Source organism: Dactylosporangium sp. NPDC051484 (genome assembly GCF_040689395.1).
Taxonomy (GTDB): Bacteria; Actinomycetota; Actinomycetes; order Mycobacteriales; family Micromonosporaceae; genus Dactylosporangium.
Window position 1 is genome coordinate 1 of sequence record NZ_JBFAZX010000035.1, and the last position, 22,313, is coordinate 22,313.

The 22,313-nt window shown below is 67.9% G+C and carries 23 protein-coding genes and 3 pseudogenes; 7 read left to right on the forward strand and 19 right to left on the reverse strand.

The features are described 5' to 3' along the window. The first annotated feature begins 330 nt into the window (after positions 1–330). On the forward strand, positions 331–813 hold the full coding sequence (locus AB0367_RS33500; RefSeq protein ID WP_366230501.1) for an NADAR family protein: 483 nt from the start codon (positions 331–333) through the stop codon (positions 811–813). A gap of 40 nt (positions 814–853) precedes the next feature. On the opposite strand, the pseudogene AB0367_RS33505 reads toward AB0367_RS33500, so the two are convergent. The 9 genes and pseudogenes from AB0367_RS33505 to AB0367_RS33545 all read right to left on the reverse strand — a co-directional run. Further along, positions 854–1,560: pseudogene (locus AB0367_RS33505) on the reverse strand (transposase); the annotation flags it as partial. Between the two features lie 75 nt (positions 1,561–1,635). Then, positions 1,636–2,529 (reverse strand): IS3 family transposase, encoded by an 894-nt coding sequence (locus AB0367_RS33510; protein WP_366230502.1) that lies wholly within the window; start codon positions 2,527–2,529, stop codon positions 1,636–1,638. A gap of 17 nt (positions 2,530–2,546) precedes the next feature. Beyond that, positions 2,547–2,849: pseudogene (locus AB0367_RS33515) on the reverse strand (transposase); the annotation flags it as partial. 84 nt (positions 2,850–2,933) lie between these two features. Next, positions 2,934–3,251: pseudogene (locus AB0367_RS33520) on the reverse strand (helix-turn-helix domain-containing protein); the annotation flags it as partial. A 3-nt stretch (positions 3,252–3,254) separates the two neighbouring features. Next, positions 3,255–3,704, reverse strand: a complete 450-nt coding sequence (locus AB0367_RS33525; protein ID WP_366230503.1) for a transposase — start codon at positions 3,702–3,704, stop codon at positions 3,255–3,257. Positions 3,705–3,756: 52 nt separating this feature from the next. Then, the gene (locus tag AB0367_RS33530) at positions 3,757–3,975 is read right to left on the reverse strand and encodes a transposase (protein ID WP_366230504.1); all 219 of its coding nucleotides are present in this window, start codon (positions 3,973–3,975) and stop codon (positions 3,757–3,759) included. A gap of 159 nt (positions 3,976–4,134) precedes the next feature. Beyond that, the gene (locus AB0367_RS33535) at positions 4,135–4,905 is read right to left on the reverse strand and encodes a transposase (RefSeq protein WP_366230505.1); all 771 of its coding nucleotides are present in this window, start codon (positions 4,903–4,905) and stop codon (positions 4,135–4,137) included. A gap of 226 nt (positions 4,906–5,131) precedes the next feature. Next, positions 5,132–5,752 (reverse strand): NAD(P)H-dependent oxidoreductase, encoded by a 621-nt coding sequence (locus AB0367_RS33540; RefSeq protein ID WP_366230506.1) that lies wholly within the window; start codon positions 5,750–5,752, stop codon positions 5,132–5,134. Positions 5,753–5,790: 38 nt separating this feature from the next. Then, positions 5,791–6,087 (reverse strand): hypothetical protein, encoded by a 297-nt coding sequence (locus tag AB0367_RS33545; RefSeq protein ID WP_366230507.1) that lies wholly within the window; start codon positions 6,085–6,087, stop codon positions 5,791–5,793. A 113-nt stretch (positions 6,088–6,200) separates the two neighbouring features. Here AB0367_RS33545 and AB0367_RS33550 point away from each other — a divergent pair, with 113 nt between their 5' ends. Then, complete coding sequence (locus AB0367_RS33550; RefSeq protein ID WP_366230508.1) at positions 6,201–6,854, forward strand: TetR/AcrR family transcriptional regulator; 654 nt, start codon at positions 6,201–6,203, stop codon at positions 6,852–6,854. Positions 6,855–7,569: 715 nt separating this feature from the next. On the opposite strand, the gene AB0367_RS33555 is transcribed toward AB0367_RS33550, so the two are convergent. The 7 genes from AB0367_RS33555 to AB0367_RS33585 all read right to left on the reverse strand — a co-directional run bounded on the left by AB0367_RS33555 (position 7,570) and on the right by AB0367_RS33585 (position 14,927). Continuing rightward, on the reverse strand, positions 7,570–9,279 hold the full coding sequence (locus tag AB0367_RS33555; protein ID WP_366230509.1) for a class I adenylate-forming enzyme family protein: 1,710 nt from the start codon (positions 9,277–9,279) through the stop codon (positions 7,570–7,572). Next, entirely contained in the window at positions 9,210–10,340 is a 1,131-nt protein-coding gene (locus AB0367_RS33560) for a MaoC family dehydratase N-terminal domain-containing protein (RefSeq protein ID WP_366230510.1), read from the reverse strand. The genes AB0367_RS33555 and AB0367_RS33560 overlap by 70 nt, the downstream gene beginning before the upstream one ends. A 333-nt stretch (positions 10,341–10,673) precedes the next feature. After that, positions 10,674–10,856: a hypothetical protein gene (locus tag AB0367_RS33565; RefSeq protein ID WP_366230511.1), complete on the reverse strand. Its 183-nt coding sequence runs from the start codon at positions 10,854–10,856 to the stop codon at positions 10,674–10,676. A gap of 481 nt (positions 10,857–11,337) precedes the next feature. After that, positions 11,338–11,871 carry a hypothetical protein gene (locus AB0367_RS33570; protein ID WP_366230512.1) on the reverse strand — a complete coding sequence of 178 codons (534 nt, stop codon included), beginning with the start codon at positions 11,869–11,871 and terminating at the stop codon, positions 11,338–11,340. Between the two features lie 110 nt (positions 11,872–11,981). Then, on the reverse strand, positions 11,982–12,890 hold the full coding sequence (locus AB0367_RS33575; protein WP_366230513.1) for a TIGR03619 family F420-dependent LLM class oxidoreductase: 909 nt from the start codon (positions 12,888–12,890) through the stop codon (positions 11,982–11,984). Positions 12,891–12,960: 70 nt separating this feature from the next. After that, on the reverse strand, positions 12,961–14,400 hold the full coding sequence (locus tag AB0367_RS33580; RefSeq protein ID WP_366230514.1) for an MFS transporter: 1,440 nt from the start codon (positions 14,398–14,400) through the stop codon (positions 12,961–12,963). An 80-nt stretch (positions 14,401–14,480) separates the two neighbouring features. Beyond that, entirely contained in the window at positions 14,481–14,927 is a 447-nt protein-coding gene (locus AB0367_RS33585) for a MerR family transcriptional regulator (RefSeq protein ID WP_366230515.1), read from the reverse strand. 122 nt (positions 14,928–15,049) lie between these two features. Here AB0367_RS33585 and AB0367_RS33590 point away from each other — a divergent pair, with 122 nt between their 5' ends. Continuing rightward, entirely contained in the window at positions 15,050–15,358 is a 309-nt protein-coding gene (locus AB0367_RS33590; protein WP_366230516.1) for a hypothetical protein, read from the forward strand. Between the two features lie 132 nt (positions 15,359–15,490). On the opposite strand, the gene AB0367_RS33595 is transcribed toward AB0367_RS33590, so the two are convergent. The 3 genes from AB0367_RS33595 to AB0367_RS33605 all read right to left on the reverse strand — a co-directional run bounded on the left by AB0367_RS33595 (position 15,491) and on the right by AB0367_RS33605 (position 18,616). Beyond that, complete coding sequence (locus AB0367_RS33595) at positions 15,491–16,840, reverse strand: acyltransferase (protein ID WP_366230517.1); 1,350 nt, start codon at positions 16,838–16,840, stop codon at positions 15,491–15,493. A 289-nt stretch (positions 16,841–17,129) separates the two neighbouring features. Continuing rightward, positions 17,130–17,711, reverse strand: a complete 582-nt coding sequence (locus AB0367_RS33600; protein WP_366230518.1) for a dihydrofolate reductase family protein — start codon at positions 17,709–17,711, stop codon at positions 17,130–17,132. Between the two features lie 65 nt (positions 17,712–17,776). Beyond that, a complete protein-coding gene (locus AB0367_RS33605; RefSeq protein ID WP_366230519.1) occupies positions 17,777–18,616 on the reverse strand; it encodes a helix-turn-helix domain-containing protein in 840 nt (279 codons plus the stop codon). 159 nt (positions 18,617–18,775) lie between these two features. Between AB0367_RS33605 and AB0367_RS33610 the strand changes: the two genes are divergently transcribed. The 4 genes from AB0367_RS33610 (at position 18,776) to AB0367_RS33625 (ending at position 22,266) form a co-directional block, all read left to right on the forward strand. Further along, a complete protein-coding gene (locus AB0367_RS33610) occupies positions 18,776–19,930 on the forward strand; it encodes an ATP-binding protein (RefSeq protein WP_366230520.1) in 1,155 nt (384 codons plus the stop codon). Continuing rightward, positions 19,927–21,027 (forward strand): hypothetical protein, encoded by a 1,101-nt coding sequence (locus tag AB0367_RS33615; RefSeq protein ID WP_366230521.1) that lies wholly within the window; start codon positions 19,927–19,929, stop codon positions 21,025–21,027. The genes AB0367_RS33610 and AB0367_RS33615 overlap by 4 nt, the downstream gene beginning before the upstream one ends. Beyond that, positions 20,997–21,683 carry a response regulator transcription factor gene (locus tag AB0367_RS33620; RefSeq protein WP_366230522.1) on the forward strand — a complete coding sequence of 229 codons (687 nt, stop codon included), beginning with the start codon at positions 20,997–20,999 and terminating at the stop codon, positions 21,681–21,683. Before AB0367_RS33615 ends, AB0367_RS33620 begins: the two co-directional genes overlap by 31 nt. Before the next feature lie 277 nt (positions 21,684–21,960). Next, positions 21,961–22,266, forward strand: coding sequence for a hypothetical protein (locus AB0367_RS33625; RefSeq protein WP_366230523.1), 306 nt, complete (start codon positions 21,961–21,963; stop codon positions 22,264–22,266). Positions 22,267–22,313 lie beyond the last annotated feature (47 nt).

A 22,313-nucleotide genomic window follows, 5' to 3' on the forward strand; every position in this document is an offset into this window, starting at 1 on the left:
CAGCCCTCGCACACTCGGCGACATCGTCGCCGCAGCTCTGCATCTCACACACTTCGAATACCGGTACCTACCGCAATCTCGTTGAGATCACGTCATTAGATGGTGCGTCGTCCGCGGGCGGCCGCACCACACGTCCGGTCCTGCGTGGTTCGGTACGGTGGTGGGCATGTCCCGGACGGTTGGGGACAGCCTCTGGCGCTAGTGCTCTGACCGGGAAGGTTCACCGGGTCGTTGGCGCGTTGAGAGGCCGGGCCCGGCGAAGAACACTGGTTGCGGGGGCTTGGGCATGCCTGAGACGGTGCGGGTTTCCGTAATACCCGTGAGGTTCCCGTGACGATCTACTTCTACGGCGCCGGCGAAGTCCCTTATGGATGCTTCTCGAACTTCTCCGATCACGGCTTCGACCTCGACGGGGTCTGGTGGCCGACCTCGGAGCACTACTTCCAGGCACAGAAATTCAAGGGCACTCGTCACGCGGATCTCGTCCGGCGTGCTCGCACACCGCTGCGGGCAGCGGAGCTGGGCCGTGACTCGTCCAAACCTCTGCGGAGAGACTGTGAACGGGTCAAGGACGACGTGATGCGCCGTGCGGTGGCAACCAAGTTCCGCGCGCATGCCGATATCCGTGACATTCTGTTATCCACCGGTGACGAAGAGATCGTCGAGGACACCACCACCGATCACTACTGGGGTCGGGGCAGGACCGGGAACGGCAAGAACATGCTCGGGCGGATTCTGGTGCGCACCCGTAGCCAGTTGCGCGCCGAACTCGCCGAAGCTCTCGACAGCGATGGCCGCCGCCCGAGGCGGTGATCCGGGACATGTGTGCGATGTGCCGCATGTGGAGGACGGCTCAGGCCACGGTCTCGAGGGCGGAGCCCCCTCCCCAGCGGATGCCCTTCTCACTGCGGATGCGGGCACGTTCTCGGCGTTGTGCGGCGAGTATGTCGGGGTGGCGGGCGTGGGCGTTGCGCCACCGCAGGTAGGCGTGCAGGGCCCGGATCTGCACGGTGTGGTTGGGGTGGTGGGAGTTGGCGATGGTGAACTCGCCGCAGCGGTCCGAAGTGCGCCTCGATCGGATTGGCCCAGGAGGCATAGGTCAGGGTGAAGCACAGTTCGACCTTGTGTTTCTTGGCCCAGCGACGGATGTCGGCGCCCTCGTGGGCGGACAGGTTGTCCATGATCACGTAGATCGGGGCGCCGTCGGGGTGGGCATCGCGGATCGATTTCAGCGCGGCCAGCGTATTGGCGGCGCCTTTCCTGCGGCGGTTGACGCCCCCCAGACGGTCCTCTCCGACCGAGTGGCAGCCATGGAAGTACCTGACTCCGCGCGTGCGGTGGTAGGTGGCCGGCAACCGGTCGGGACGTCGCTATTCGGCCCAGCCCGAGCCCGCGGTGGGCCGGATGCCGAGCGGGCCGAACTCGTCGAACGCGAAGACCCGGTCCGGAAAAACAGTCCAGGACATGCTCGATTCGGTCGAGTTCGGCGTCACGCTCAGGATCCGGGGACTCCTTCCACGTCTTGGTTCGCTGGAAGGTGACACCCCGGCGGGCCAGCAGACCCGTAACGCCTCGCGACACGGCCGATGCGGTGGGCTTGACCCGATTCGACGGACAGGGTCGATGTGTTGATCCTCAAGCTACCCTGAGGGCGGTCAACGGCCGGACGCTGGTGCTGTTCTCGAAGGCGGCGGGGCTGAGGTAGCCGAGGCTGGAATGCCGGCGGCGGGTGTTGTACCAGCCCTCGATGTACTCGAATATCGCCTGCCTGGCGGCAGCGCGGGTGGGCCAGGCCTGCCGGTGCATGAGTTCAGTTTTGATGGTGGCGAAGAACGATTCGGCGACCGCGTTGTCCCAGCATTGACCGCGCCGGCCGACCGACAGGCGGACATCATGCCGCTTGGCAAGGCGGGCGTGCTGGGCGCTGGTGTATTGACAGCCGCGGTCGGAATGGAACACGAGCCCGTCGGCGGGCCGGCGGCGGCGCAGCGCGTCGGTCAGGGCGGCGTCGACCAGGTCGGTCTTGAGATGGTCGGCCACGGCCCAGCCCACGACGCGGCGGGAGGCCAGGTCGATGACGGTGGCCAGATACAACCAGCCTTCCCACGTGTTGATGTAGGTGATGTCACCGCACCAGCGGGTGTCGATCGCCGCTGGGTCGACCGTGAAGTCCCGGCCGATCAGGTCCGGGCGCTTCGCCGCGTTCGGGTCCGGGATCGTGGTGACCTGCCAACGGCGTGGGCTCTTGCCCCGGATCCCGGCCGCGCGCATCCGGCGGGCGATGCGTTTGCGGCCGTGCCGCAGCCCGGCAGCGGCGAGCTCGGCGTGGATCCGCGGCGCCCCATAGGTGCCGTTCGACGCCGCATGGATCTGCAGGATCTTTGCGGTGAGCTGCTCGTCGACGCGCTCCCGGGAGCTGGTGATGTTGCGGGTGTAGTAGGCGGACCGGGAGACCTGCAGCAGCTCGCACGCGCGTTTGACACTGTGCTTGCCGGCCTGCTCCGCCTCGATGAACGGATACACGTTCACCGGGTCTCCCGTGCGAAGAAAGCCGTCGCCCGCTTCAAAATGTCGACGTCCTGCTGCAACCGGCGGTTCTCCGCACGCAGCCGGGCCAGCTCGGCCCGCTCGTCGCTGGTCAACCCGTCCGAGCGGGTCCCGGCATCAAGCTCGGCCTGCTTGACCCACTGCCGCACCGCGGTCTCGGTCAGGTCGAAATCCCGCGCGACCTGCCCGACCGTACGGTCCCCGCGCTGACACAACTCGACGATCTCGGCCTTGAACTCAGGCGTGAACGCCCGCCGTGGCCTCGATCGCTTCTTCCCCACGTTCTCCATGATGCTGGACATCCTCCCGGAGACCCCAGGTCCCCTGATCTCGGATGTCCGTCAAAACGGGGCAGGCCCAGCGGATGATCCGGACGTGAACTTCCGCAGGTAGACGACGAGCTTGCGCAGTGACCAGCGAGTGAAGGGCTGGCCGAGTTTGGTGGGGCGGGTGGTGGCCGTCTGGATGACGAAGTCCTCGTCGTCAGGCTTGAGCAGGCGGGGACGACCTCCCGCCCACCGAGGGTCCGGACAGGCCAGGCCGATCTCGTTGAACCGGTGGATCACATCGCGGACGGTGTCCTCGTCTGCCTGCACCAGCTGGGCGATCACCGGCACACGGTTCCCGCCGGCCGAGGCGAGAAGCATCATCGCCCGCCGGTAGCGCACCGAACTCGTGCTGCCCCGGCGCACCACCTGCTGCAGCTTCTACCCCTCCCGGTCGGTCAGTCTGCGCACACGGACAGACTCAGCCTGAGGTGTCCGCCGTTGCGGCGGGTGGTGGCGCAGCGGGTGCGTAGGCGCTGGTTCTCCGGGTTGCGGAAGCCGTAGGCCGTCGCGGGCGATGGTTTTGATGACCCGATTGGTGCCTTCGGAGCCGGCGTTGGTGATGCCGGTGTGCAGGAAGGCTTCGATTTCGGGCCACCATGTCTCCACCGTCGTGGCGAGGCGCTCCAACTCGGGCAGGCCGCAGTGGGCGCAGCGGTGGAAGGACCGGTGCAGCAGCGAGGCGATGTTCTCACGGCTGGGGTGGGTGCGGGCCAGGGCGAGCAGGTCGAGGAGGTCCTCATTCGCGTTCCAGGCGGTGAGGATGTCCTGCCCGGGTCGGCCGAGGGTGTGCAGGTCATCGACCATCGGGGCGAGATGGCGGGCGTGCATGCGGGCGGCGGAGCGGGTCAGCCTGATGCGTAGCTCCCATTCGCGATTGCCTTTACGGCCGCGGCGGCCCCCGGTGTTGGATGGTCACCCGGCGGCGCACCTCGGTCAACGCGGTGTTGGCCAGCCGCACGACGTGGAAATGATCGACCACCACAGTGGCCTGCGGCAGGGCCGGCCGGACCGCGGACTTGAAGATCGTGCACATGTCAATCGCGACGTAGCAGACCTGTTCCCGCCACGCCTGGGGGCGCTGGCACAGCCAGCCGAGCACGGCGGCGGTGGTACGGCCCTTTACACCCGAATCCCGCTCAACTTCGAAGAGCCGTGATGCGGGAGGCGGGGGGCGGAGTGCCGCGTGTCGCTGCGGGCGCGCCGGGTCTCCTGGTGCCGGGACGGCCTTCTGGCTGGTTGAGTGCTGGGGGTGGCGGGGTCAGATGATCCGGGGTGTCGGGTCAAGGCGTTGCCAGCAGAGTAGGAAGGCGTCAGCCCAGGGCCAGGTGTCGGGGATGGACAGGGTTCGTCGGCGGGCATCGGTGGCGAGTTTCGCGGGTAGGTGCAGCAGCCGGTAGCGCAGGGTGTCGGGTTCGGCGTGGGCGAGGTCGGGTTGGTCGGGCAGGCCGAGCAGCCGGGTCCAGGCGGCCAGGTCGGCGGCGATGTTCGCGGCGAGGATCCAGCCGCGGTTGACGATCCAGGATTTCGACGGCAGGTTCCGCAGACCCATGGCCTTGCCGGCCCGAACTTGATCTTTCACTGTGGCGTGCGAGCGATGCAGCACGGCGAGGAATTGTGGATGGTGGGAGCCGGGCACGCCACCGATCCGGCGGATGTTGGTCGCGATGATCGCGTAAGGCCAGCCGGTCCTGCGTTGGGTGGCGCCGGCACCGTCGATACGCACGAGGATCTTCCGCCGGTAGGCCACCGGCAGCTGGGCGATCGCCTCGCCGAGGACCCGGACATGGTCGGTGACCGTGTTCGAGCCGGCGTTGCCGGATCGCAGCAGCATGGCCAGGCTCTCGCCGGTGTTCGCGCACCACGCACCCGGCGGGTGGAATCCGAACCCACGCTTGAATGTCGCCGCGGCGCCCTGCTTATCGCAGTGAGCGGTGATCAGGGTGGTCCAGGTCGATGACCACCCACCCGGTGAGCAGCTTGCCGGCCACGCACTGTCAGCGGTCGCCTGGACTTCCCCATGTGCGGACATGAAGAGCCGCCACTGGCGGTCAGCGGATTTCCCCCGGTAGCTGCCGTGTGGGCGCTGGTTGCCGGTGAGGGAAAGGCCGCCCGAAACGCGGATCAGCGGTTTCGGCACGGTTCTTGGATGCCTGGTTCGTCATCGCGCACTGCCTCGTTCTGCGGCGGTCCGTGGGCAGGACGCGCGGCCGGACGGCGGGCGCGTTGTGCCCACGGCACCCGACCGTGTGTCGGTGTCAGACGGACAGCGGCTCGGCGGCGGGGGCGCGCAGCGGCTTTAGTGCCGCCGACCACGCGATGACCTCGTCGAGCATGGCGGTCAGGGCGTCGGCGTGGTGCGGGCCGGGCGTGCAGGTTCCCGGGTCGGTGGGATCGGCCGGGTTGGTAAAGGTGAAGTCGGCGAACATCGAAAGTGCCACCTGGGTGTGCACGTCGGCGATCTTCACCTCGGCCATGATCTGGCGCAGCTGTTCGACCGCGCGGGTGCCGCCGTGGATGCCGTAGCCGACGAACCCGGCGGCCTTGTCGTGCCACTCGGTGTAGAGGAAGTCGATCGCGTTCTTCAGCGCGGCGGGGAAGGAGTGGTTGTACTCCGGGGTGACGAACACGAACCCGTCGAATCCCGCAACGGTGTCCGCCCAGCGGCGGGTGTGGGCATGGGCGTAGCTGGCGAACGCGGCGGGGACCGGCTCGTCGAGCAGCGGCAGGTCGAAGGTCGCCAGGTCGACGACCTCGACGGCGGCTCGGCCGTCGGTGACGGCGGGGTGTGCTGCGGCAGTGTTGGCGACCCAGCGGGCCACCGACTCGCCGCGGCGGCCGGGACGGGTGCTGCCGACGACGACGGCGATGCGGATCACGGTTGGTATCTCCTTGCGGTCATGATGGGGTGGGGTCATCAGGGTCGGTAGGCGCCGACGGTCTCCAGATGGGCGACGGTCGGGGGTTCGACGCAGATGTCGTCGAGCGCGGCGCGGTAGCGCTGGAACGAGGCGAGCCGGTGGTGCGCAGCGTCGCCTGGGCCTCTGTCGGACTCGATGATGGCCAGGAACTGGCCGGTGCCCTCCACCTGGAACGTCTCGTAGCGCAACCCCGTCGGCTCGGTGCGTTCCAGGTCCGCGTAGACCGCGCGCAGCAATTCGGTGCTGTGGCGGATGTGCTCAGGTTTGACCGTGTAGCGGATCAGCACCCGCATTCTGGGCTCCTTTCGCCGTGCTGGGCAGGCTACTTTCATCGGACGGCCTGTATTTCGTAAGACAGCATGTCTTTCGTAAGACGCTATGTCAAATGAATGCTAGGGTCGGGTTCATGCCCCCCACGCGGAAGTACGAGCAGCGGCTGCGCGCCCAGGCCGCCGTGGACACCAAGCGCCGCATCCTCGACGCGGTCTACCAGCAGCTCGTCGACGCGCCGTCCGAACCGGTCAGCCTGGACAAGGTCGCGAAACTCGCCGAGGTGGCCCGCTCGACCATTTACACGGTCTTCGGGTCTCGTGCGTGCCTGTTCGACGCGTTCGGCATGGACCTACTCCACCGCGGCGACTTCACCGGCATGGTCCACGCCGTCCTGCAGCCCGACGCCCGGCAGGGCCTGCGCGACGGCATCCGCGGCAACGTGCACATGTACGCGGCTCACCGCGACGTCCTGCGCGCCCTGTTCTCCATGGCCCAACTCGACGCCGACGCAGTCGGCGGGGCAGTCCAACGCCTGGAACAAGGCCGCGCCGAAGGCATGAACGGCCTCGCCCAACGCCTCCACGAACAGCACACGCTGCGCGACGGCGTCACCGCTGACCAGGCCTCCGACGTGCTGTGGCTGCTCACCGGCTTCGACAGCTTCGACCTGCTGTTCACCGGCCGACAACTGTCCACCGACGCAGTCACCGCCACCCTCGCCGACACCGCCGAGCACACGTTGTGCCGGCCTGCGCCGGACACTCGTCAGGATCGAACGACGCGTTGACCGCTGGTCCGCCAGACGCGTAGACCACGGCGACCCGAGTTCGTGATCCCCCTTTGCCACCACACACGATGCGTCGAGTCCGGAGGGTCCGATCGCAGTCCAGTGCGATGGGGACGACATGTCCACGACTTGGGAGGTTCGCCGTCCGCAACCGGGGAGGGCTCAAGTCCGCGATCGAGGAACTTCCGTTGTCCCCTGATATCCGGGCCAGCAACACCGGGTCAAGGCCGGCCAAGGCCCGGCGGACGGTCGCTTCCGACGGCGGATCGGCCAATACGAGGGCCTGATGCGCGAGCAAGCTGATGTCGGACATGCTCCTCGCGCCGAGCACGATCGACCGCCAGACAGACCAGGACCGTGCCCCGATCCCACCACCCCAGCCCCCCGCCCAGGGGCAGCACCTTGTTCAACGCCCCGGTCAGGCCAGTCCGGTCCGCGCACCGCCGCAGCAAGACCGCACTCGCGTGACCGACCAAACCCTTCCCGCCCGCGGCTACCTGCAACCGCTGGTCCCACCCGCTGCCCCTACCCACCGGAAAGGTGCACCCGATTCTGCCGTGGATATGATCTAGACACTCACATCCTTGCAGGTCAGGCGCACCTTTCCCCGACTATGCACCAGCGGGTCCGCATGGCGACAACTTGTCCCCGCTTTTTTAGCTCGACGAGATGGTTGTCGTTCGAGTCAGTGTGCCGTTCTCTGTCGCATACGGCCTTAGAGTTTGTTCTGGGCTGGCCAGTTCGACACGATCTGGGACTTCAGGACCTTCCCTGAATCGTTGGTCGGCAGCGGTGAGTCGAAGAACCACCACTGGGTCGGAACAGCGAACTGGGCCAACCTCTGGGCCGCATATGCACTCAGTTCCGCCTGCCCGCACAAGTCTTGGGTCCGTAGACGTATCGCGGCGCCTACTATCTGACCGTATTCCTCGTCGGGCAGACCTACTACCGCCGCCTCTGCAACTGCGGGGTGCGACTGCAGGACAGACTCGACACGGCTAGCCGCAACGTTCTCCCCGCCGCGAATGATAACGTCCTTCGACCGGCCCGTGACGTATAGATAGTTGTCGTCGTCAAGGTGTCCGATATCGCCGGTACGTAACCATCCTGACTCGTTGATGACCTCGTCGTCAACGAGTCCCCAGTAGCCATTCATACACGCTGGTGAGCGGACGAGGATTTCGCCGTCGCCGTTGTCGTCCGGCTGATCGATCTGGATTTCGACAACGGGTGCGACCTTGCCAGACGAACCAGGATGTGAGCGAATCTGAGTGCCGACCCCGGTACTCACTACTCCTCCCGCTTCGGTTAGCCCATACGTTTGGCCAACACCGCGCCGCGTGTTCGGGAAAGCTCGCGCTACTTTCTCTAACAGAGCGGTGTCGACCGGCGATCCACCGAGGACCACAGTCCTGACTGTGCTGAGATCGCGTCGATCTACGTCTGGATGTGCCAGCAGGCGCTGCATCATGGTGGGTACGCCCGAGAACATTGTCACGCCTCTTCCCTCCATCAGACGCAGGACTGCGTCCGGGTCGAAGCGTCCTTCCAGGAACACGATCTGGCTACCAGTGATCATCGGAACGAGAATTAGCTGGATTGCTCCGATGTGAAATAGTGGAAGGCCTACCAAAGTAACACTTGGCGCAATATCGTCGCTAATAAGGTGAGGCAGCTTGCGGGATACCGTTAGTAGCGTCTGCAAGTTGGCCACCAGGGCGCGATGCGAGAGGGTCACGCCCTTCGGAAATTCGGTAGTGCCGGCGGTGAAGAGAATTGCGGCGGGCGAGTCCTCGCCAACGTCCATCATGAGATCATCGGCGTTCTCGGCTGCTGCTGTGGCGTCTGCCGCCAGGGTCGCCAGGTTCAGCTGGCGCACATTCGGTTGAACGCGCTGGCCCCTACGCTCGTCACACACTACCAGCCGAGGAGTTACGGCCAGTACGGCATGCTCCATTTCTTCGGCAGACCACCACCCGTTGCACGGGACGACAATTGCTCCGAGCGCCATAACCGCAAAGAAGGTTGCAACCCACTCCGGGCTATTACTCGCGAAGATCGCCACGGTATCCCCTGGCCGCACTCCCTCTGAGCGGAGTCGTGTAGCGATCGTTGCGACCATGCGCTCATGTTCAGCGAATGTGATCGTCCTTTCGCCCTGGATGATGAAGGGGCGGCCTGCCCATCTGCGAGACTCATCCAGTACAGCCGTTATGCATTTCGGTCGGTTCGCGTAGACGAGGGTCGGATGGCCTCGAACGAGTTCGCGCGCAACGGATTCGCCCCAAGTCGGTTGTGACTGCGCGCTGGCCTCTTGGCTCGCTTCGTGCGGCGATGCTTGCTGGCGTGTCACAGTTACCCGCGCGAGGGTAGCACTGCCACGGCGGTACCGATCGCGGTCTGCTCGCCATTTTGGTTTTCGCACCGTACGGCGACCTCAACCAAGTGATCCTCTTTTTCCTGCCACTTCCGAAGCACCGTGCCCTTGCAAATCGTCAAGTCGCCGATGATGTTGTGGCGGCGCACCTGCACATTAAGGCGCCTTAGGAAGCCGTCATCTCCGATCCAGTCCGTCATCAGATTGCCGAGCCACGAGATGCGCTCCGGCCCGTAATCATATGCCGCGGGTACGCCGACGGCCCGGGCGAGCTCGTTATCCCAGTGCACGCGCTCCGGCGGCTCGGGAACACCGAGCGCATTCGGAATACCAAGTGCGGGATGCTTCCTGAACATGTCAAAGGCTTGTCCGTGCGCTTTGACATACAGACTCCCCCAGCCTTGCGTAAAGCAGACGAAGCTCGTTACGGTGCTCGGCCCCTTCAGCAGCTCCGGCAGTACGTCTCCCTCGTGGACATCATCCCAGTACCGTGACTCGTCAGCGCGTCGTTCGTAGGTGGCGTACCTCGAAGAAATCTCTGAGATCTCGTCTTCGGTCCAGACCCGAGGCTCCACCGTTTCCCGAGTAGCGCGGTCACGTGCGACGTCACGCTGGGTCCGGATGCACCAGGAGTCGGCGTCGCAGACAACGTCTCCATCTTGGTTGTAGAACGTCACATTGTAGGTCTGCTTGATCGAGCGGCCGGAAAAGTTGCTGTTGAGATCACGCAGTTCCTTCAACGCCGGCTTGGCGATGATGCGGTCACCCAGCCGGATAGGGAGTCGCCAGTTCCAGTCCGTACCCGCGAACATCGCATGCACGCCAGGCAGTCCCGAGACGTAGCCGCTCACAACGCGGTCGAACGCGTAGAGGAAGCTGCCCGGTGCCGTGATTCCGCCCCATCGGGACTTCCTCGCGTACTCGTCATCTAGCCACAGCGGGTTGTCGTCGCCGATCCCGAGCGCCCAGTGTCGGATTGAGTCCCTTGTTGCCTCAGTTACATGAGGCTGGGGACGGTCAAACTGCTGGCCGATACGGGCCCTCAGCTCATCGAGCGCTTCGTCGGTGATCAGAGGAAACCGACTGTCTGTCACGGGGGTTTCAGGCATCGAAGTCCATTCGTTTTTGGGGCCAGCTCTTTCCAAGAACAGCGCAGGCGGTCAGCCATCGACACGCAGGCCAGATCCTGCGGTCTCTTCCAGTTCTGTATACCGAATGTTTCCTAGTACCGCGTTGCGGCGATGATGGTATTACAGCCCTCCTAGAGCACTAAAGCAAGGAGAGAAGCCGCACATCCAGTATTCGGTTGGCCGAATACAGACCGGGAAGGGCTACGCAGTTTTCGCGACGATCACTGCATTGTGTACGGGCGCCCGGTCCCAGGCTGCGTACTGCTAGGGACCGCCGCCAAGTGCCGTGACTCAATTCAGGGACCTATCCAGTTACGCCAGTACTTCCGGCTGCGAGGCGACGCGGTCGCGGAGGTCGTCCTCCATGACCGACGCCACGGCCCGCATCGTGGAGCGCTGCGGCGGCGCCGGGCGCGTCGGCGGGGTGTTCCTGGTCGGCGGGTCCAGCCGTATCCCGCTCGTCGCCACTGCTGCACCGGCGTCTCGGTATCGCACCCACGATCCTGGAGCAGCCCGAGCTCGTCGTCGCCCACGGCGCCCTCGTCGGCGTGCCCGCCCCGCAGGCCACGGCCGCACTCGCGCCGATCCCGCAGCCGGCACCCCCAGCGGTCCCCGAACCGGCACCCGCGCCGGCAGAACCGGCGGCCATCGAACCGGCACCCGGCGGCCGCCGCCCCGGCGCCCGCACCAACAGCGGCGCCGAAGCGCCGGCGCGGTCTCCTGGTCGGCGTCGCGGCCGCGATCGTGGCCCTCGCGGCCGCTGCCGGCCTGCTCGTCTACAAGAACCTGGACGGCGGGAAACCGGACAACCCGACCGGCCTCGCTCTGTTCGCCGACCCGAGCGTCAAGTCCATCGCCCAGCCCTGGCTCGCGGATCTCAACGTGCAGACCTGCTACGCACGACGCCCCACCGGCCGCCAGACCGTCCAGTGCGACGGCGGTTCGGCCGTGTTCTGCGCCTTCAGCTGCTCGTTCTCTAGCGTGGACACCGTCGAGCGGATGCGCACCTACCATGCGTCGATCGATCCGGCCGGCTACACGATCGTGCGCTGGCGACGTTGTGTTTCTCGTTGTACGCGAAGAGGTCGTGCAGCGTGAAGCCGTCGTGTGAGCTGACGTAGTTGATCGATGCCAGCGTGTGCGGGTCGCCGCGCAGGAATCGGCGCACGGCGTCGCGGTACCTGCCGTTCCACTCGGACCGGCGGCCGTAGTGCGGGAAGCTGCCGACCTGATACAGCCCGGCGGCGTCCCACGCCTCGGCGACCAGCTTGGTGTCGCGTAGTACGGGGTCGGCCGAGATCGCTTCGAGCAGTGGTGGGTTGTCCAGCGGCGTCCCGTCCGGAGCACGGCCGAGTATGGAGGCCAGGTCGAACCGGAAGCCGTCGACGTGGTACTCGCTGACCCAGTACCGCAGGCAGTCCAGCAGGAATTCGCGTACCACCGGATGGTTGCAGCTCAGCGTGTTGCCCGTACCGCTGAAGTTCAGGTAGGAACCACCGGGACCGAGCATGTAGTAGACCTGGTTGTCCAGTCCGCGGAACGAGATGAACGGCCCACGCTCGCCCGGCCCGCCCCAGGACGCGGGGAGCGAGGACCGGGCCGGCGTACGCCATTTATGATCTATATTGGTGAATGACTTCGAACGGTGACTCGTGGCAGGACGTCCGCGGCGAACCATTCGAGTGCCTCGGTCACCCGATGCGCTTCGATAGGTATCCACAGCGAACACATCGTGACACCGGCCTCGCCGAGCAGGCTGAGGTCCTCGACGATCGCCTCCGCGCTGGCTCCGACGCCGCCGCCGAGTAGCCGGCCGGGCACGTGACGCACCGCGTGAAACCCGGGCGGCACCAGGAACGCCACCGTGCTGATCTCCACCGTCGACGGATCCCGGCCCACCTCGGCGGCCAGCTCGTCGATGCGCTCACGGAAGAACTGCGCGTCGTCGTGGCTGATCCCGGAGCCGTGCCAGCCCGCCCCGAACCGCACCGCACGCCGGATCGACGCGTCGCTGTGCCCGCCGACCCAGATCGGCGGGCCGCCCGGCGACGTCGGCCGCACCCCGCCGACCGCCTCCCGCAGCACACCGAACCGTTCCGGAAGCTGTGCCGTCGTCCCCGACCAGATCGCCTTCATGACCTCAAGGCTGTCGTCGGTACGCCGGCCCCGCTGCCGGACCGGCACGTCCAGCGCCGCGAACTCCTGCGGATTCCACCCCGTGCCCACGCCCAGCGTCAACCGGCCTCCGGACAGCGCGTCCAGCGAGGCGACCTGGTTGGCCAGCACCACAGGGTGGTAATACGGCAGCACGAGCACGCTCGTGGCCAAGCCGATGCGCGAGGTCGCCCCCGCCACCGCCGACAGCAGCACAAGCGGGTCCACTGCCGCACCGTGCTCGTTGTGGAGCACATGGCTCGACATCAGCACGTATTGCAGGCCGATCCGCTCCGCGTCCCGCGCGGCCTGCACCATCGCCGCGCCGGGCTCCTCGGGCCACAGCGGCGGCTCAAGGGAAAATCCAAACTTCACTCTGGTCTCCAGATAACGTCGGGACTGTTCAGCAACTCCGGGTGGCGGCCCGGGCCAAGGCCACGACCATTCACGACCCCGCGGCGTCAGCGGGCCGCTCCCACGACCGCACGACGCCGATGACAACGGCGCCGAGCACGCACGCCGTCGCCGCCAGCACGTAGGCGACGTGGTAGCCGTGGAGCAGCCCGGCCTGCCCCTGGGCACTGATCTCGGTGGCGCCGGCGACGACGACCAGGATCGCCACCCCGACGCTCGCCCCGATCTGCTGCGCGGTGACGTTCACGGCCCCCGCCACACCGTGGCGCTCCGCCGAAACCCCGGTCAGCGCCGCCGTCGTCATCGTCGGGAACACCGCACCGACGCCCACCCCGATGACGAACAGACCGGGCAGCACGCGCAGCCAGTAGTCGCCCTCGATCGGGGTCCATGCCCAGGCCAGGATCCCGAGGCCGACCAGGACCAGCCCGACCGTCAGCAGCGGCTTCTGGCCGACCCGCGACAGCAGCCGGCCGGTGAAGAAGTTCGCCATCAGGAAGACGGTGAGCGAGAAGGGCATCACCGCCATGCCCGACAGGAACGGCGAGTAGCCGAGCATGTCCTGCAGGTAGAGCGGCGCGAAGAACTGCAGCCCGAGCGCCGCGGTGTAGAGCAGGAAGGCCGCGAGGGTGGCGACCCGGACCGGCGCCGGCCGCAGCACCGAAAGCGGCAGCAGCGGGTCGGGCACGCGCCGCTCCCAGAGCACGAAAGCGGTCAGCAGCGCCACGGCGCAGAGCAGCAGGCCCAGGGTGCCCGGGTCACTCCAGCCCGACGAGCCGGAACGGGTGACGGCCAAGACGGCCAGCAGCAGCCCTGCGGTGACGAGCACCGCGCCCGGCGCGTCCAGCGGCTGCGGGCGACGGACGGTGGCGGGCAGCGCGGCATGGACGGGCAGCAGGACCAGAGCCCCCAGTACCGCCGAGAAGGCGAACACAGCCCGCCAGCCGAAGAGGTCCGTCAGCACACCGCCCAGCGCGAAGCCGCCGCTACCGCTCGCCGCGCCGACCGCGGCGTAGAGACTGAAGGCGCGGTTGCGGGCGGGTCCTTCCGGGAAGACCTCGCAGAGCAGCGCGATCGCCGCCGGGCCGGAGAGCGCTGCACCCACGCCCTGCAACGCGCGCATGACGATCAGAACACGGACGTCGGGGGCGAGGGCTCCGCCGAGCGCGGCGACGGCGAAGACGGCCACGCCGAGGATGAAGACCGGCCGGCGGCCCCACACGTCGGCGAGCCGGCCGCCGAGCAGCAGAAAGCCGGCGAAGGTGACCGCGTAGGCGGTCAGTGTCCACTGCAGGACGGCGCTGTCCAGCGCGAAGTGCTGCTGGATGCTCGGCAGCGCGGCGTTGATGACGTTCATGCCCCCGATGTCCAGGGCGAGCGCACCGGCGAGGACGGTCAGTGCCAGCCCCGGCCGCCTCACCGCGGCCGGGTGGGCCTCTCGGATGTTCTCGGCTTCGCGTTCGGTGGTCACCGGGAAGACTCTCCTGAAAGGTCGGTTCGGGCAGCAGGCAGCGGGCCCGGCATCGCCGGGCCTGACTGGATGAGCGGCGCTCAGGTGCGCAGCGGTGCGGCACCCGCCACGGCGTATCGGGGGACGTCGTGGCTGCCGTTGAGTTCCATCGCCGTCTCGGTCTGCGCGAGTTGCCCGGCCAGCCGCTCTCGCAGGTCCTGCAGCGCGGCGATCCGCCGATCGAGTGATGCCAGCCGGTCACCTGCAACCCTGATCGCGTCCGGGCACATCGGCAGCGTGCTCAACGGCCGGTCGAGGCAGCCCTTCTCCAGGGAGAGCCGGATGTCGTCGACCGTGAGGCCGGACTCCAGCAGTTCCCGGATATTGCGTACTCTGACGGCCGTCAATTCGTCATACTCCCGATAACCGTTCGCTGCGCGGCTGGGGGCGATCAGGCCCTGCTGCTCGTAATAGCGCAGCGAGCGTGCGCTGACCCCGCAGCGATCGGACAGCTCTCCGATCCGCACTCCGATCATCCCCTCACGCATACGAGGAACCTAGAACCTTGACACTAGTGTCAAGGTCAAAGGAAACGCCCGGATTCGGCACACCGGGCGAACGAAATCCCGTCCCGGCACGCCGGCCCGGCGCATGCGTTGACCGCTGGGAAATGGATCCGGCGCCGATCGTGCTGGACGCCCGCTACGAGGTCCACCTCGAGCCGTTGCTGCGGACCCTGGAGGGATTCCGGCTCGAATACCTTGACCGGGTCACGTCCGCAACGCCGATGACCGCAGACCATGGCGTGCCCCGCATGGCGGGCGAGCTGGCAGCGATGATGTTGCGCAACAGCGCGGGAGCACTTCGCTGCGGGTGCGGGACGACACGGACGGCGGATCGCGGCTCGTCATCCAGTCACTGCCGCGCCCGGCCGAGCCCGACCCGGGACGGTACCCGATGCATCTTCGCCATCTGGTGACCGAGTGGCCCCACTGGCCGGCGTCGACCGGCTGCTCCTCGGCCGCAAGTACCACGACGACGTTCCCGGCGCGACGATCGGCTGCTGACGCGATGACGACGCGGCAGTGACCGGCGCCGCGCCGGGAACCGCTCAGATGATCCGGCCCGCCGCCACGGCCAGCGCCGGCAGCTCGTCGTCGTCAGCCCTGAAGCGGTGCAGCCGGGCGCGTCCCGCCTCGCCGCGCAGCTTGCCGGCGAAGCGCACCGGCACCACGATCGTGAGCAGGTACCCGGCGCCGTCGAAGCCCTCCACCAGCCAGGCGACCCATGGCAGGGAGACGGCGGTGGTCGGGCTCACCATCACCGGCCGCTGCCCGCCGAGGGTGACATCGACGACGCCGAATCGGGTCCAGTTGGAGAGGCTGAACGTGCGGCGCGGCGGATCGAACGCGTACGGCACGAGGTCGGGCAGCCGGTCGCGGCCGAGCTGCTCGATGAGACGCTCGTCGGCCCGGAAGCTCGGCGGCGTGACGGCGAGGTCGTCCATGGTGGCGCGAATCTGGACGGCGAACTGCGCGGTCGTCGTCTCCGGGGCGCACGGGACGTACACCTCGCTGAGGATGTTGCCGACCACCGCGGGCGGCAGGTCCAGCCGGGGCCGGATGTTCACCGGCATCGAGATGTGCCGCACCCCATCGTAGTCGTCGAGGTCCCGCAGGGCGGTGTGGATGTGCGCGGCGAGCACGTCGTTGGTCGACAGCCAGCGCCCGGCCTCGGCGGCGAGCTCGTCGCGCATCCGGGCCACCTCTTGCGCGCCGAAGTAGATCTGCACGGCCCGGTTCGCCCGGGCGGCCGCCGCCAGCTCGGCGGCCAGCGCCTCGGCCTCGGCGGGCTCCGGCAGCCGGAAGCTCGGCATCCCGCCGTCGCTCGGCGGCAGGATCTCGTCGAGGTACCCGTCGCGGTCCTCCACGACGACGACCTCCGGCATCTCCCCGCCGTCGACCGCCGCCGACCACGCCTGTATGAACAGCATGTAGGTCTGCATGTCGCCGACCGAGTGGTGGAACGAGGTGCACACGGCGGTGCCGCCGTCGGAGAACTCGGTGACCCGCACGGTCAGCAGCGGCAGCCCGCCGTCGCGCGCCTTCGTCGCCTCGCAGTGGTTGGCCAGCCCCGAGTTGGGCATCGCGACGCGGCTGACGGCCTCGGCGAGCGTGTCGTCGATGGTGTAGAACTCCATCGGTACGCCCTCGTCGCTGCAGACGATCTCCAGCAGGTCGCCGGTGGTGCGCATCCGCCCGCCGAAGACGGGAACCGCGGCCAGCGCCTGCGCCAGCCCCTTCGCCAGGTCGTCGGCCGGCAGTGGCCGGGCGAAGAACAGCACGATCGAGGCCGGGACGTTCGACAGCAGCGTGTCCCGCAGGCCGCACCGGATCACCGTGCCGGGCGCCTGGCCCGACGTGACGGTCCGGCTCTCGCGCAGTTGCGGCCAGCCACCCATGGATACCCCTCACGACGCTGCTACTTGAAGTATCGATCTTCGTAAACTAGGCGCGGCCGCGGCATCGGCCGAGCGGACATTACGCTGCGGCCCACCGCTGTCGGGGGTCGGCCAAGATGCGACGGAAACCCGGCAACCAGTGATCTTGAGTTGAACTTGCCGCAGGTGAGGTGCTGGGGCGGATCGGCGTCGGCTGCCCGAGCAGGGACAGCGATGCGCAAACGCAGCTGGAGGCCCGATCTTGTGTCACCGTTCGCAGTGGACTTCTTCGCGTACCCGCTCAGATCGGTCAACGGCGCACCCGATAGCGCAGGTGAAGCACCCGGTTGCCCTGAATCACCACATCAGGATCCTCCAACAGGTGCTGCGCATGGACCGACCCGAAGTAGCGCTTGCCGGACCCGAATACGACGGGTACGACGTCCATGCGCACCTCGTCGATCAGGCCCGCGGCAAGCACCTGGCCACCGACGTCGCCAGCGGCGACCTCGACCATGCGGTCACCCGCAAGCTCCTGCGCCTTGGCCACGGCTGCCTCGACGCCGTCGACGAAGTGAAACGGCGCCTCGGGGTCCCAGCCCTCGGGCGCCGGCCGGTGCGTCACGACGACCACGTGGTCGATCCCGCCCGGAGGCTTCCCTTCCCAGCCGTCCGTCATGTCGAAGACGTGGCGGCCGACGATTGTCGCCCCGATCTGGTCCCAGTACGGCCGGGTGTAGTCGTAGGACGTCTGCGACACCTTCACCTCGCCGCTCTCGTCCAACGGGACGTCACCGCTGGACAACCAGTCGAACAGCGGTCCGGGCTGGTCATTCTCGTCCGCGACGAAGCCGTCTATCGATACCGAGCTGTACATGACTACTTTGCCCACGGGGCTCTCCTCTACTTTGGGGCACCCCAAAGTAGCGTGTCGTGAGCTGAAGCTCTTGTAAGAAATCAATCGGCCGGCAGCGGCCAGCTGTCCAGCGCGTGGCCGGGATGTTCGCGCAGGAACCGCCGCCGGACTTCGATGTACCGGGTCGGCGTGAGCCCGGTGAACGTCCGGAACTCGTGGCCGAAGTGGGCCTGGTCGAAGTAGCCCGCGCCAACGGCGAGGTCGCCCCAGTCGATCGGCTCGGCGGGGTTGATCGCGAGCACGGTGGCGGCGAAGCGGTGGGAGCGGGCCAGCCGTTTCGGCGTGACGCCGATGAGCTCCTTGAACCGCTGTGCCAGATGAGTGTTGCTGACACCGGCTGCCTCGCTCAGGTCGCCGATCGCCACCGCCCCGTTGGTCGCCGCGATGACGCTGCTCGTATGACGGACCAGCCCCAGGCCCGCGGTCTCGCACAGCCGTCGCATGAGCTCCTCCTCGAGCAGCGTCAGCATCTCGTGCGGTTCGTCCGCCGTGGCGAACCGGTCTCGAAGCTCAGCAATGGCGGGCCGGCCCCAAACCTGCTCTACCGTCGCCGGCCGGTCACACAGCTCGGCCGCGGGCATCGGCAGGAACGGCGCCAGCCCCCACGGCTTGAAGTGCACGCCGACGGACCGGGTGGGGAGTGGGTAGCCGAAGTCCCACGCGCGGGTGGGCATGGTGACCACGCAGCCGTCGGCGTACTCCGCCGTCTCAATGTCGGTGCCGCCGCGGATGCGGAACGGCGCCCCGAGGTTGACGATGACCAATGCCGCTGGCGACGGCGGCAGCGTCAGCCGGGCGTACGGTGGCGTACCCTCCAGGTAGTAGAGGTCGTCGATCAGCCCGTCCAGCGGCGGTCGCGGCACTCTGGACACGTACTCCACGCCCACAGCATCGCCGACGCCCCGCCGGCATCGCGCGCCGGGATGGTCAGCCGCGCTGCCGCCAGCATGGCTCGAGGCGCGATATCGGTGGCCGTCGAGGGCACGAAACTGTCTTCCGGGTATCGGCTGTTCGGTCGTCGCGAGCGCTAGCCATCTGTGATGACATGGATCGTGCCCGATGTGAACAATGCTGAGGCGGCGCCCGCCGCCGCGGCGCTCGATCGGGTTACCGCGTTGTGCGGTGCTGCGATGCGTACCACCGTGGCGGTGGCGGGCGCTGCCGCCGCGCTGGCCAGCATCGCCGCGCCGGCGTCGGTCGAATGGGTGCTCCCAGCGGTCACGGTGAGCCTTGCGTGGTCCGGGTTGTTTGCCTGGTACGCGCTGCGGCGGGGTCTGGCGAGTTGGCTGATGGCGGCGGACGTGGCGATCACCGCGTGCCTGTGCCTGATACAGGGCCGCCTCGTTGCCGCGGCGATCTTGCCTGATGGGGTCAGCTGGGTCGCGGGTCTGGCGACGATGAGTATCGTGATCGCGAACTTCGCCTGGACGGCTCGGTACGCGGTGCCGGCGGGGTTGGCAGTCGTCGCCGCCCACGCTTTGGGCGCGCACCTGGCTGGGTCTGGTGATGGCGGTGCTGTCTCCGTGGGGATTCAGGTTGTGCAGGTGATCGCGACCGCGTCGCTCATGCGTGTGCTGCGCCGCGCCGCTGCCGCCGCCGATGAGGCCTTGACGGCGACGCGGGACGCCGAGCGCGACGCTGAGGCGTCGCGTGCCCGCCGGGCGGAGGAGCGTGAGCAGAACCGGCGTATCCACAACACGGTGCTGGCGACGCTGGTAACGGTCGCGACGGGCGCGTTGCAGGGTACGTCGGCGATTCTGCGTGAGCGGGCGCGTGCCGATCTGGAGCTGATCGAGAGCGCGGGGCGGGTGGAGGACCTGCCTGGCGAGGTGGCGTTGGACCGCCATCTGGTCGCGGCCGGGCACGGGCTGGCGATCGCTGTGCGGTGGGAATGCGCTCCATGCGTCGTCCCGGCCGCAGTCGGCACGGCCTTCACGAGTGCGGTGACGGAGGCGCTGACGAACGTCGCCCGCCACGCCTATGGGTCGGACACGCTGGTGCGGCTGTGGTGCGACGACGGCATGGTTCGTATCAATGTCAGCGACGACGGCGGCGGGTTCGAGGTCGATGCTGTGCCCGCGCACCGGTACGGCATCCGTGAGGCGATCGTGGAGCGGATGCGCTCTGTCTGCGGTGATGCGGCGGTCGCGTCAGGGGCTGGTGGGACCGTCGTGTCCTTGTGGTGGACGCCGTGAGTGCTGACGCGGCGGTGACGGTGGCCCAGCGGTACGCGCGCGGCGCGGTCGTCGCCGCCGTGGTCATTGCCGCGTGCTGGCATCTCGGGTTCGATCTGCCGTCGCTGGTGTCCCAGTGGACGGTGTACCGCTGGCCGGTCCTCGCCGCCGTCGCGTGGACGGTGTACACGGTGATCGGTCTGGTCGGGGCGATGATGCTGCTGCGCGGACCGGGGTCGGCGGCCTTGGCCCGCGTGTTGGCGGTCTGCACGCTGCTGGTGGCAATCGCGGTGCTGGTGTCGACGCCCGGTGCGGCGACCCATTCCCCGGCCAACTGGGCTACGGGTTCGGTGGGCTGGCTGCTGGTGCTGACGCTGTGGCGGTGCAGGCCTCGCGAACTGCTGGCGACGCAGGCCGTCAACGCGCTGCTGATGTTGGCGGCGATGGCGGCCGAGAGCGCCCTGGACCGGATGTCGTTCGCCCGCTACCTCATGGTGATCTTTGGTGCGGTGACGTTGCAGCTCGGGTACAGCATCAGCACGCACAGCTTCGACGCCGCGGCAAGGTGGGCGGCGGCGAACTCGGCCGCTCGGGCCTCGGCGATGGCGCTCCAAGCCGCGACCGAGGCGGCCGCGCTGACGAGGGCGGAGCGCTATCGTGCGGTACGCCGCGACAGTGTCGCTGTGCTGTCCGACCTCGCTGACGGTGCCGATCCAGCCGACTCGGCGGTACGGCGCAGCGCTTCTGCCAGCGCGGCGCGGCTGCGGCGGCTGATGGCCGAGACCGACGACGTTCCCGCACCGCTGCTGCACGAGATGCGCGCCTGCGCTGACATCGCCGAGCGGCGCGGCGCGCTGGTGTCGTTGAGCGTGATCGGCGTGCTGCCCGTGCCGCCGGTCGCCGTACGCCGGGCTCTCACCGACCCGGCCGTCGAAGCGCTCAGCGGCGCCCGGACGGCGGCCCGGCTGACCGTCGTCGGCACCGACTGCTCGGTCATCGTCAGCGTCGTCGCCGACTCCCCTGACGTCGTCGCCGCGAGCAGCCATCCTGACGTCCTCTTCACCACGCATCGAGAAGGAGGTCGGCTGTGGATCGAGACGCGCTGGCACGGCCGGTGACCGTCGCCATCATCGACGATCATCCGGTCGCGATCGAGGGTGTCCGGTCGTGGATCGATCGTGATCCCCGGCAACGGGCAACGCTGATCGCGAGTGGCCCGTCGGTGCAGGCCGTTCTTGCCGGACCCGGCCGGGACGCCGACGTGCTCGTCCTCGATCTCGAACTCGGCGATGAAATGATCATCGATCAGGTGGGTGAACTGTGCGGTTCCGGTTACCGCGTCGTCGTCTACTCCAACCACGACGAACGGGAGATCGTGCTCGCGGTCATTGACGCCGGAGCCCGCTACGTGGCCAAGCACGAATCCGGTGACCACTGCATGTCGGTCATCCTCGCGGCCGCGGCCGATGAGCCGTACGTGACCCCGACGGAGGCCGGTGCGCTGCTCGCCGACGACCGCCCGCAGCGCCCCCACCTGTCGGAGCAGGAACGCACCGCCCTGCTGCTGTGGTTCCAGTCGATGTCGAAGGCGTCGGTGGCGTCCCGGATGGGCATCAGCGAGGCGACCGTCAAGCAGTACATCGGCAGGGTGCGCGTGAAGTACACCAAAATCGGCCGGCCGGTTCCGACAAAGACCGCGCTGCTGGCACGGGCGATCGAGGACGGACTTCTCCGCGCCGACGAGGTGGGCGACTACCGCTCACGGGCGGTATGACAGCCGAAGAGCCGACACGCGCCGGGAGCGTTACGGCGCTTCACTTCTGTCATGACCATCATCACTGCGCCACGTCTCGCAGCGGCGCACGACGGCCAGGGCACGCTGCCTGTCCGCAAACTCTGTCCGGTCCGGCCGGACGTCGACTCGTGGTCGCCAATGGCGGCGTGGGGTCAGTGCGGCCGGTGTTCCTGCCCCGGCTTCTCCGGCTCGACCGGCTACACCTGCGGCAGGTCGGGCTGCGGGCATCACTGGGACCAGCACTGGTGAGGCGGGTATGTCCAACGGAATTCAAGCGGCCAAGGCCGGTCGCAAGCTCGCCGAAGGCATGGCCAAAGCAGCCAAGGAAGCCGACACCGGCTTCGATGCGGCCTGCGCAGCAATCGGCGCCGTGCTCGGCGTGATCGGCGGGATCACCGGCACCGTCGTCGCCACGGCCGCCGCGTCCACGGCCGCCCCGGGTGTGGCGACCGTCGTCGGTGCGCACGCCATCGCTCCGGCCGCCGGTGCCGGCGGCGCCGCCGGTGCGGTGGCCGGCGTACGGATCGGCAAGTTCCTGCGCCGCGTCTTCTCCGCCAAGTAGTCCCCCTCCCGAATCGTCGAGGTTGTGCAAGCAGATCGGCGACCAGG